The organism is Pseudomonas sp. CFBP 13602 (assembly GCF_014842725.1).
Taxonomy (GTDB): domain Bacteria; phylum Pseudomonadota; class Gammaproteobacteria; order Pseudomonadales; family Pseudomonadaceae; genus Aquipseudomonas; species Aquipseudomonas baltica.
On sequence record NZ_JACYVT010000008.1, the window covers coordinates 220768 to 231779 of the forward strand.

An 11012-nucleotide genomic window follows, 5' to 3' on the forward strand; every position below is an offset into this window, starting at 1 on the left:
CTCTGTAACCTCAGGTGTATCTCCATGGTCTTTCGGCCCCTGCCCGCCCGGGCTCCAGCGGTGCTGCTGCGCGAAGCCAAGCCGCTCAAGGCCTTGTTCAGCCATGCCCAGCGCCTGTCGCACCTGCAGCGCCTGCTCGAGAGCCAGCTGCAGCCTGCGGCGCGCGAGCATTGCTACGTTGCCTCGTGGCGCGAAGGCAGCCTGTTGCTGATCGTCACCGACGGCCACTGGGCCACGCGCCTGCGCTATCAGCAAAAGCGACTGCAGCGCGACCTGCAGGCCCTGGAGGAATTCGGCAGCCTGACCCGTATCCTGTTCAAGGTGCAGCCGCCCACGGTGCAGAGCAAGGCCGGAGAGCGCAGCATCGATCTGTCCATCGGCGCGGGCGAGAACATTCAGGCCACCGCCGACGGCATCAGCGATCCGAATCTGCGCGCCGCGCTTGAGCGCCTGGCAGCCCACGCCAAACGCGTGCGCTGAACCCACCGGCAATGCCCTGGGTACCCTGAACGCCACGCAAAAAAAAGCCACCCAATGGGTGGCCTATAAATGTGTAACCAGAAAAGAGAGGTTGTATCAACCCAACGCAGCTGGCCGCATGTAGGAGATCGGTACCGTACTGGCATCTTCGAACGTGACCACTTCCCACGCATCGTCCTGCTCGAGCAGACGACGCAGAAGCTGGTTGTTCAGTGCGTGGCCCGACTTGTAGCCACGGAATTCGCCAATCAGGCTGTTACCCAGCTGATAGAGATCGCCGATTGCATCGAGGATCTTGTGCTTGACGAACTCGTCTTCGTAGCGAAGACCGTCCTCGTTCATGACGCCTGCCTCGTCCACCACGATAGCGTTCTCGACGCTGCCGCCCAGTGCACGATTGTGCTTGCGCAGGTACTCAAGGTCGCTCATGAAACCAAAGGTGCGGGCGCGACTGACTTCCTTCACGAAGGACGTGCTGGAGAAGTCGACACTGGCACTCTGGGTGCGGTCCTTGAAGACAGGATGATCGAAATCTATCTCGAAGCTCACCTTGAAACCTTCGAAAGGCAGGAAAGTGGCGCGCTTGTCGCCCTCCGTCACTGTCACTTCACGCAGGATGCGGATGAATTTCTTCGGCGCGTCCTGTTCTTCCAGGCCAGCCGATTGAATCAGGAATACGAAGGGTCCGGCGCTGCCATCCATGATCGGCACTTCGGACGCGGAGAGCTCGACGTAGGCGTTATCGATTCCCAGGCCCGCCATGGCCGACAGTAGATGCTCTACGGTATCGACCTTGACATCGCCATTGACCAAAGTGGTGGACATCGTGGTGGCGCCGACATTGTGGGCGCGTGCAGGAATCTGCACGACCGGGTCAAGGTCGACACGGCAGAACACGATGCCGGTATCCACGGGCGCAGGCTTCAAAGTCAGGTAGACCTTCTCACCGGAGTGCAGACCGACGCCTGTGGCACGGATAATATTCTTCAGGGTGCGTTGTTTAATCATGGCATTGGCCGCTTCAGCGCAAATTGCGAACTGGTATCAACAAAGGCTGGCGATGATAGCAGACCCAACCTTTGCTGAACACCAATCACCCTAATACCCCTGATAAATTGCATCAATCGGCCTGACGACGCAGGAAGGCCGGGATGTCCAGATAATCCAGGTCATCCTGTGGGTTCAGCTTGGCCGCGGCGGCAGCACCGGCGTGGGCCTGGTTGCGCATCACGGTCGGACGATCCAGATCGCGGTAGTTCACCGACGGTGCGTCCTGGCGAGCCGGCTGCTGCGACGGTGGAGGCGTCTGCGCTGCGGTCTGCATGGTGTTGTCGATGACCTTCACAGGCTTCTCGATCTTCGCGCCCAGGCCGGTGGCCACGACGGTCACGTGCAGTTCGTCGCGCATGTCCGGGTCGATGACGGTGCCGACCTTGACCATCGCGTGGTCGGAGGCGAACGCTTCGATGATGCTACCCACGTCGGAGTATTCACCCAGCGACAGATCGGGACCCGCGGTGATGTTGACCAGAATGCCGCGAGCGCCCTGCAGGTTGACGTCTTCGAGCAGCGGGTTGCGAATGGCCGCTTCGGTGGCCTCGCGTGCGCGGTTGGGACCACTGGCGCAACCAGTACCCATCATCGCCATGCCCATTTCGCTCATCACGGTACGCACGTCGGCGAAGTCGACGTTGATCATGCCCGGACGCTTGATGATGTCGGAAATACCGCGAACAGCACCGGCCAGCACGTCGTCGGCCTTGGCGAACGCCGACAGCAGGCTGGCGTCCTTGCCCAGGATGGTCAGCAGCTTCTCGTTGGGAATGGTGATCAACGAGTCGACGCTTTCGGACAGCATGCGAATGCCTTCGTCGGCGATCTGCATGCGCTTGCGGCCTTCGAACGGGAACGGACGGGTCACGACCGCAACGGTCAGGATGCCCATTTCCTTGGCCACTTCGGCGATGATCGGCGCAGCACCGGTACCGGTACCGCCGCCCATGCCGGTGGTGATGAAGACCATGTTGGTGCCTTGCAGCACTTCGGCGATACGCTCGCGGTCTTCCATCGCGGCCTGACGGCCGACTTCAGGGTTGGCGCCTGCGCCCAGGCCCTTGGTCACGCCCGTGCCCAGCTGCAGGATGGTGCGCGCGCCGATGTTCTTGAGTGCCTGAGCATCGGTGTTGGCGCAGATAAATTCAACGCCTTCGATGTTGCTCTTGACCATGTGGTTGACGGCGTTGCCGCCGCCACCGCCGACACCGATAACCTTGATTACCGGGCTTTGCGGGATGTTGTCTACGAGTTCGAACATGTGCCCTCTCCTTTCTCTATTTGTGTGCGCCTACCGCTACTGCCGTTTTGAATCAGAAATTGCCTTGCACCCAACGCTTCAGCCGTTCCAGCACCGGAGCCTTGGTGTCATCGCTGTAATTGCCGCTGTTGCTGATACCTGACAGGTTCAAGCCATCGGACTGTTTCTGCAGGCCATACATCAGCAAGCCCACGCCGGTGGAATAGATCGGGTTGCTGATGACGTCGCTCAGCCCCCGCACGCTATGCGGTACGCCCAGGCGCACCGGCATGTGGAAGATTTCTTCGGCCAGCTCGACCGCGCCTTCCATTTTTGCCGTACCACCGGTCAGCACGATGCCGGCCGGGATGAGGTCTTCGTAGCCGCTGCGACGCAGCTCGGCCTGAATCAGGGTGAACAGCTCGTCGTAGCGTGGCTCGACGACTTCGGCCAGCGCCTGGCGCGACAGCTCGCGCGGAGGACGGTCGCCGACACTGGGTACCTTGATGGTTTCGCCGGCGCCGGCCAGCTTGGCCAGGGCGCAGGCGTAACGGATCTTGATTTCTTCGGCGTACTGCGTCGGTGTGCGCAGGGCCATGGCGATGTCGTTGGTGACCTGATCGCCCGCGATGGGAATGACCGCGGTGTGGCGAATGGCGCCTTCGGTGAAGATGGCGATATCAGTGGTGCCGCCGCCGATGTCGACCAGGCAGACACCCAGCTCTTTCTCGTCATCGGTCAGCACCGAATAGGCCGATGCCAGCTGCTCGAGAATGATGTCGTCGATTTCCAGGCCGCAGCGGCGCACGCACTTCTCGATGTTCTGCGCAGCGTTGACGGCGCAGGTGACCACATGGACCTTGGCTTCCAGACGCACGCCGGACATGCCCAGAGGCTCGCGCACGCCTTCCTGGTTGTCGATCACATAGTCCTGCGGCAGGGTGTGCAATACGCGCTGGTCGGCGGGAATCGCCACGGCCTGGGCCGCGTCCAGAACCCGCTCCAGGTCAGCGGTGCTGACCTCGCGGTCGCGAATGGCCACGATACCATGGGAGTTCAGGCTGCGGATGTGGTTACCGGCGACGCCGACGAACGCCGAGTGAATGCGGCAACCGGCCATCAGCTGGGCTTCCTCGACCGCGCGCTGGATCGACGCCACGGTCGACTCGATGTTCACCACCACGCCCTTCTTCAGGCCGCGCGAGGGGTGGGTACCGATCCCGACGATGTCCAGCGTACCGTCGGCTGCCACCTCGCCCACCAGCGCCACCACCTTGGAGGTGCCGATGTCCAGCCCGACGATCATTTTGCCGCTTTGAACGTTTGCCATGGTCCTGCCTCTTGTCAATTCTTCGCGACGGCGGGCTTGTCCGCAGTCGGGGCGCTCGGTTCACGCCAGCCCACGGCCAGGCCGTTGGCATAGCGCAGGTCGATACGCGCGATATTCGTGATCTGGTCTTTGAGTGTCTTGTCGTAAATGGCGATAAAGCGGCGCATTTTTTCCAGCAAGTGGTCACGTCCCAGCAACAACTCGATGCCCGGGCCGGCGCTTCCTGCGCCTGTGGTGAGAAACCAGCTGCCGCGTTCGGTCAGTTCCAGCCGGGCAACCGAATAGCCCAGTGGACGCAACATCTGACTCAGCACCTGGTATTGCTGCATCACCTGCTGTTGGGCCCGTACCGGGCCGAACAACTGCGGCAAGTGTTCGTAGTTGCCCAGTTCGCGAGGCGCGAACGCCTGGCCCTGATTGTTGAGCAGCGACTCGTTGCCCCAGCGCGCGACCGGCAGTTGCTCTTCCAGGCGGATCACCACCTGGTCAGGCCAGACCCGACGCACTTCGGCATGGGCGATCCAGGGCATGGTTTCCAGCTCGGTGCGCATGCGGGTCAGGTCGATGCTGAAGAACGTCATGCCGACATAAGGCTGGATGCGCTCCTGCACCGACTGCTGGTTGATGTAGGCCAGGTCGCCTTGTACCGACACCTTGGTGATCGGGCGATCGGCGTAGGGCATCAGGTACTGGGCACCCTCGTAGGTGCCAAAGCCCAGACCCACCAACAGCACCGGCCACATCAGCTTCCTGAAGATGCTGAAATTGGCCTTGGGCAGGCGCACCGACAGTGGCTCCTTGGCCACCATACGGCTGGCGCCACGCGGCACCGGCTTGTTGCGGCCGATGGCGGGTGACTGATGGCGAATCATTGGGCCGTGCATGGTCTTAACCTCGCGCCTTGCAACTGGCGGCCAGAATCGCCAGCACCAACTGCTGGAAATCCAGGCCAGCCGCGTTCGCCGCCATGGGCACCAGGCTGTGATCGGTCATGCCTGGAGCGGTGTTGACTTCCAGCAGCCAGAAACGGCCCTGCTGGTCCTGCATCACATCCACACGCCCCCAACCCTGGATGCCGATGGCATCGCAGGCGCGGGCGCAGAGTTCGGTGAGTTCCTGTTCCTTGGCGGGAGCAAGGCCGCAGGGGATGCGGTACTGGGTATCGTTGGCGACGTACTTGGCGTCGTAGTCGTAGAACGTGTGGGGCGTGCCCAGCGCAATCGCAGGCAGCATCTGGCCACGCAGCGTCGCGACGGTGAACTCGGGGCCGTGGACCCATTGTTCGACCAGCACTTGCGAATCGTAGGTGCTGGCGGCTTTCCAGGCGACGACCAGTTCGTCGACGCTGTTCACCTTGGCCATCCCGATGCTTGAACCTTCATGGGCGGGTTTGACGATCAAAGGGAAGCCCAGTTCCCCAGCGGCAAAAATACAATCCTGCTCGCTGGCCAGCACGGCGTGCGACGGGGTCGGCAGGCCGAGGCTCTGCCACACCTGCTTGGTGCGCAATTTGTCCATCGCCAAGGCGCTGGCAAGGATGCCGCTGCCGGTGTAGGGGATGCCCAAGCACTCGAGCAACCCTTGCATGCTGCCGTCTTCGCCGCCGCGGCCATGGAGGATGATGAACGCACGGTCGATCTTCTCCGCCTGCAGGCGGGCCAGCAGATCGTCGCCAACGTCGATGCCGAACGCGTCTACCCCGGCGCTCTGCAAGGCCTGCAGGCACGCGGCGCCCGACTTCAGCGACACCTCGCGCTCGGCGCTCTTGCCGCCGTAGAGCACGGCCACGCGACCGAAGTCACTGGGCATGATCTGCGAGCGCAGGGTGTTGGAATCCAGAATGTTCATTGCGATTTCTCCGAGGCCTGCGCGAACAGCGGGCTTTTGAGCAACTGCGGGGCAAGCCCGCCGATGTCACCGGCACCCTGGCACAGCAGGATGTCGCCTGCGCGCAGCAGCGGCTTGACCAGTGGCGCCAGCTCGACGCCGCGTTCGATGTAGATAGGGTCCAACTGGCCGCGCTGGCGGATGCTGTGGCACAGCTGACGGCTGTCGGCGCCGGGGATGGGTTCTTCGCCGGCCGGGTAGACCTCCATCAGCAGCAGCACATTGGCGTCGGCAAGCACCTGTACGAAATCGTCGTACAGGTCACGCGTGCGGCTGAAACGGTGCGGCTGATATACCATCACCAGACGTTTATCGGGCCAGCCACCGCGCACGGCACTGATCACTGCCGCCACTTCGCGGGGGTGATGACCGTAGTCGTCGACCAGCATCACGCTGCCGCCTTCGACCGGCAATTCGCCATACACCTGGAAACGTCGACCCACGCCCTGGAAGCCGGAGAGGCCCTGGACGATGGCGCTGTCGCTGATGCCTTCATCGGTGGCAATGGCAATCGTCGCCAGGGCGTTGAGCACGTTGTGGTTGCCCGGCATGTTGACCGACACGTTGAGCGGCTCGCGGTCGCGGCGCAGCACCGTGAAGTGGGTCAGCATGCCCTGCTGGCGCACGTTGATGGCACGCACGTCGGCCTCTTCGCTGATGCCGTAGGTCAAGGTCGGCCGCGCGATCTGCGGGAGGATCTCGCGCACGACCGGGTCATCCAGGCACACCACGGCCAATCCGTAGAACGGCAGGTTGTGCAGGAACTCGACGAAGGTCTTCTTCAGAACGTTGAAGTCGTTGCCGTAGGTCGCCATGTGATCGGCGTCGATGTTGGTGACGACGGCCACCAGCGGCTGCAGGTGCAGGAAGCTGGCGTCCGACTCGTCGGCCTCGGCGATCAGGTAGCGGCTGGTGCCCAACTGGGCATTGGTGCCGGCCGCGTTGAGCCGGCCGCCGATGACGAATGTCGGGTCCAGGCCACCGGCCGCGAACACCGAGGCGATCAGGCTGGTGGTGGTGGTCTTGCCATGGGTGCCGGCCACGGCAATGCCATGCCGGTAGCGCATCAGCTCGGCCAGCATCTCGGCACGCGGCACCACTGGAATCCGCCGCTCCAGCGCGGTGGCGACTTCCGGGTTGCTGGTGTTGACCGCACTCGACACCACCAGCACGTCGGCGCTGGCGGCGTTCTCGGCACGGTGGCCGATGAAAATCTGCGCGCCGAACGACGTCAGTCGCTCGGTCACCGGCGAAGCCTTGAGGTCGGAACCGGACACATCGTAGCCCAGGTTCAACAGCACCTCGGCGATGCCGCACATGCCCACACCACCGATACCGACGAAGTGGATACGACGGATACGGCGCATTTCCGGTTGCGGAATGGCTCTCTGGTTCTCAACCATGGGCCACCTCCAGGCAGACGTCGACCACATTGCGCGTGGCATCGGGTTTGGCCAGGCGGCGGGCAGTGCTCGCCATGCTCAGGAGTTTTTCGGGTTGCATCAAAACCTCTTTCAGGCGCTCGGCAAGCTGTGCCGCGCCGGTTGTCGCTTGTGGCATCAGGAAGGCAGCGCCTTCGCGAGCCAGATAATCGGCATTGCGAGTCTGGTGGTCGTCGATCGCGTGGGGCAACGGCACCAGCAACGACGGCAGGCCGGCGGCCGCCAATTCGCTGATGGTCAACGCACCCGCGCGACACACCACCAGGTCGGCCCAGCCATACGCCTGGGCCATGTCCTTGATGAACGGCGCGACCTGCGCCTCGACACCGGCGGTGCGATAACGCTCGGCGGTGATTTCATCGTGTTGCTTGCCGGCCTGGTGGAACACCTCGGGGCGGTAGCGCGCAGGCACCTGAGCCAGGGCTTCGGGCAGCAGCTTGTTCAGCGGCTCGGCGCCCAGGCTGCCACCCAGTACCAGCAGACGCGGTTGGCGACCGATGAGTGCCTGACGCGGGGTTTCCATGAACAGCTCGGTACGCACCGGGTTGCCGGTGGTACGACGCTTGGCCGAGGCGGCGAAGGTGTCGGGGAAAGCTTCGCAGACCCGACTGGCGAAAGGCACCAATAGGCGATTGGCGGTACCGGCCACGGCATTCTGCTCGTGCACGATCACCGGCACGCCGGCCAGCCGCGCGGCGACGCCACCGGGCCCGGTCAGGTAACCACCGAAGCCGACCACGCACACCGGCTGCAGCCGGGCGATGATGCGGCGCGCCTGGAACACGGCCTTGCAAATGGCGAACGGCGCCTTGAGCAGAGCCAGCCGGCTCTTGCCGCGCACACCGCTGACATCGATCAGGTGCAGTGGCAGGCCATTGGCAGGCACCAGCTCGTTCTCGATCCCGCGCGGCGTGCCCAGCCAGTGCACGCTGAAACCGCGCGCCTGGAATTCCCGTGCGCAGGCCAGCGCCGGGAACACATGGCCCCCGGTACCGCCCGCCATGATCAGCACATTGCCTTTACCGGCCATGGGGCGTCTCCTCGGCGAAATCGCTCTCGCTGAATTCCACCTCTTCGCTGCCCAGGTGCGAACGGCTTTCCCATTCGATGCGCAGCAGCAGCCCCAGACAGGCGCAGCAGATCACCAGCGAACTGCCGCCGTAGCTGAGAAACGGCAAGGTCAGACCCTTGGTCGGCAGCAGGCCGACGTTCACGCCAATGTTGATCAGGAACTGGCCGATCCACAGGAACGACAGCCCATAGGCCACGTACGCGGCGAAATACTGTTTGGCCCGCTCGGCCCAGTAACCGATGTACATGCCGCGGATACAGACGAACACGAACAAGGCCACGGTGCACAGTGAACCGATCACCCCCAGCTCCTCGGCCAGTACCGAGAACACGAAGTCGGTGTGCGCTTCGGGCAGGTAGAACTGCTTCTGCACGCTGTTGCCCAGGCCGACACCGAACCACTGGCCACGGCCAAAGGCGATCAGTGCCTGGGTCAATTGATAGCCCGAGCCGAACTGGTCGCTCCACGGGTCGGTGAAGGTGATCAGCCGCGCCATGCGGTACGGCTGCGCCTGGACCAGCACGAACACCGCACCGACCGCCAGAGCCACCATCAAGGCGAAGCGGAACAGGCCCACCCCACCGAGGAACAGCATCGCCGCCGCTGCGCCCATCATCACCACCGTGGCGCCGAAGTCCGGCTCCATCAGCAGCAGCCCGGCCATCGGCAACAAAACGAAGAACGGCTTGAAGAAGCCCATCCAGCTGTCGCGGACTTCCTGCTGGCGACGCACCAGATAGCCCGCCAGGAAGATCACCACGAACACCTTGGCGATTTCCGAAGGCTGCACGTTGAACATGCCGAAGCCGATCCAGCGCATCGAACCGTTCACTTCGCGGCCAATGCCGGGCAACAGCACCATCACCAGCAAGCCGAAGGCGGCGATCAGCAGCGTACCGCCCAGGCGCTGCCAGGTGGCGATGGGCACCATCATGGTGACGATGCAGGTACCGATACCGATCACCAGGTAGACCAGATGCCGGATCATCATCGACAGCGAATTGCCCGAGTTGACCGCAGCTACTTCCGAAGAGGCCGAGGTGATCATCACCAGGCCCAGGCCGAGCAATGCCAGGCAGCCCGCGAGCATGGCGAAGTCGATGTCGATCCCGCGGCCACTGATCAGCGGCGAGGGAAATGGCTTGATGACACCAAAGATCATGACAGGCCCTCCACTGCCTGGGCGAACCGCCGCCCGCGTTCTTCGTAATTCTTGAACATGTCCAGACTCGCGCAGGCCGGTGACAGCAACACGGCATCGCCGGGCTGCGCCAGTTCGGCACACTGCTGAACCGCTTCCTCGATCGAGGCAACGGTAACTTGTGGAACGCCCGGCCCGGCCACGGCGGCGATGCGCGGGGCATCGCGGCCCAACAGCACCAGTGCCCGGCAGTGACGCTGGATGGGCTTGCCCAGCGCGGTGAAATCGGCGCCCTTGCCGTCGCCACCGGCGATCAGCACCAACTGGCCGTCGATATCGGCGCCCAGGCCTTCGATGGCGGCAATGGCAGCGCCGACGTTGGTGGCCTTGGAGTCGTCGTACCAGGCCACGCCATCGCGCTCGCGCAGCCACTGGCAACGGTGCGTCAGCCCGGTGAATTCACGCAGGCTGGCCAGCATGGCGTCGAACGGCAGACCTGCCGCGTGTCCCAGAGCGAGCGCGGCCAGGGCATTGGCCTGGTTGTGCGCGCCACGCACCTTGAGCGCGCTGACCGGCATCAGGTTCTCGAACTCGTAGGCCAGGTACTTCTGCCCGTCTTCCTCGCGCAGGCCGAAGGCCTTGAAGTCCGGCTTGTTCAAGCCGAAGGTCCAGCACGGCATGCCTTCGCCGATCAGCGGCCGGCTCATGGCGTCCTGACGATTGAAGACGAACTTGCGCGCGCCACGGAAAATCCGGTGCTTGGCCAGGTGATAGGACGGCAGGCCGCTGTAGCGATCCATGTGGTCTTCACTGACGTTGAGCACTGTGGCCACTTCGGCATTGAGCTGATGGGTGGTTTCCAGCTGGAAGCTCGACAACTCCAGCACGTACAACTCGACGTCGTCAGCGAGCAGATCGAGCGCCGGCTCGCCGAGGTTGCCGCCCACGGCCACGCGCTTGCCAGCCGCAACCGCCATCTCGCCAACCAGGGTGGTCACGGTGCTCTTGGCATTGGAGCCGGTGATCGCCACGATCGGCGCCTTGGCATGCCGGGCGAACAGGTCGATGTCGCCGGACAGGTGCACGCCGCGCGCCGCCGCCTGTTGCAGGGCGGGGGTCGCCAGCGCCAGGCCGGGGCTCACGTAGAGCTCGTCGGCGCGGCACAGGAACTCCACGTCCAGCTCGCCGCAACGCACTTCCACCTGGGGATAGTCACGCTGTAGCGTCGCCAGTTCCGGCGGCGCTGCTCGCGTGTCGGCCACGGCAAACGCCACGCCCTGGCGCGCCAGGAAGCGCACCAGCGACATGCCGCTCTTGCCGAGGCCGACAACGATGCGGAAGTGGGAAGAAGCGATCAGAGACACTCG

At 63.7% G+C, this 11012-nt stretch carries 10 protein-coding genes; 1 reads left to right on the top strand and 9 read right to left on the bottom strand.

Annotated features, from left to right (window positions below):
* Positions 1-24: 24 nt before the first annotated feature.
* Positions 25-480: a DUF721 domain-containing protein gene (locus IFU31_RS17980; RefSeq protein ID WP_122479460.1), complete on the top strand. Its 456-nt coding sequence runs from the start codon at positions 25-27 to the stop codon at positions 478-480.
* Positions 481-576: 96 nt separating this feature from the next.
* Here IFU31_RS17980 and lpxC read toward each other — a convergent pair whose 3' ends face one another.
* From lpxC to murD, 9 genes are all read right to left on the bottom strand, one after another.
* Complete coding sequence (gene lpxC, locus IFU31_RS17985) at positions 577-1488, bottom strand: UDP-3-O-acyl-N-acetylglucosamine deacetylase (protein WP_043186858.1); 912 nt, start codon at positions 1486-1488, stop codon at positions 577-579.
* A 112-nt stretch (positions 1489-1600) separates the two neighbouring features.
* Positions 1601-2794, bottom strand: coding sequence for a cell division protein FtsZ (gene ftsZ, locus IFU31_RS17990; protein WP_049860625.1), 1194 nt, complete (start codon positions 2792-2794; stop codon positions 1601-1603).
* A 52-nt stretch (positions 2795-2846) separates the two neighbouring features.
* Complete coding sequence (gene ftsA, locus IFU31_RS17995; protein WP_122479461.1) at positions 2847-4103, bottom strand: cell division protein FtsA; 1257 nt, start codon at positions 4101-4103, stop codon at positions 2847-2849.
* 14 nt (positions 4104-4117) lie between these two features.
* Positions 4118-4987, bottom strand: a complete 870-nt coding sequence (locus IFU31_RS18000) for a cell division protein FtsQ/DivIB (protein ID WP_122479462.1) — start codon at positions 4985-4987, stop codon at positions 4118-4120.
* A 4-nt stretch (positions 4988-4991) separates the two neighbouring features.
* Positions 4992-5951: a D-alanine--D-alanine ligase gene (locus IFU31_RS18005; protein ID WP_192053610.1), complete on the bottom strand. Its 960-nt coding sequence runs from the start codon at positions 5949-5951 to the stop codon at positions 4992-4994.
* Positions 5948-7393, bottom strand: coding sequence for a UDP-N-acetylmuramate--L-alanine ligase (gene murC / locus IFU31_RS18010; protein WP_122713415.1), 1446 nt, complete (start codon positions 7391-7393; stop codon positions 5948-5950). The genes IFU31_RS18005 and murC overlap by 4 nt, the downstream gene beginning before the upstream one ends.
* Entirely contained in the window at positions 7386-8462 is a 1077-nt protein-coding gene (gene murG, locus IFU31_RS18015; protein WP_192104028.1) for an undecaprenyldiphospho-muramoylpentapeptide beta-N-acetylglucosaminyltransferase, read from the bottom strand. Before murG ends, murC begins: the two co-directional genes overlap by 8 nt.
* Positions 8452-9666 (bottom strand): putative lipid II flippase FtsW, encoded by a 1215-nt coding sequence (gene ftsW, locus IFU31_RS18020; protein WP_122479466.1) that lies wholly within the window; start codon positions 9664-9666, stop codon positions 8452-8454. The genes murG and ftsW overlap by 11 nt, the downstream gene beginning before the upstream one ends.
* A complete protein-coding gene (gene murD, locus IFU31_RS18025; protein ID WP_192104030.1) occupies positions 9663-11009 on the bottom strand; it encodes a UDP-N-acetylmuramoyl-L-alanine--D-glutamate ligase in 1347 nt (448 codons plus the stop codon). Before murD ends, ftsW begins: the two co-directional genes overlap by 4 nt.
* Positions 11010-11012 lie beyond the last annotated feature (3 nt).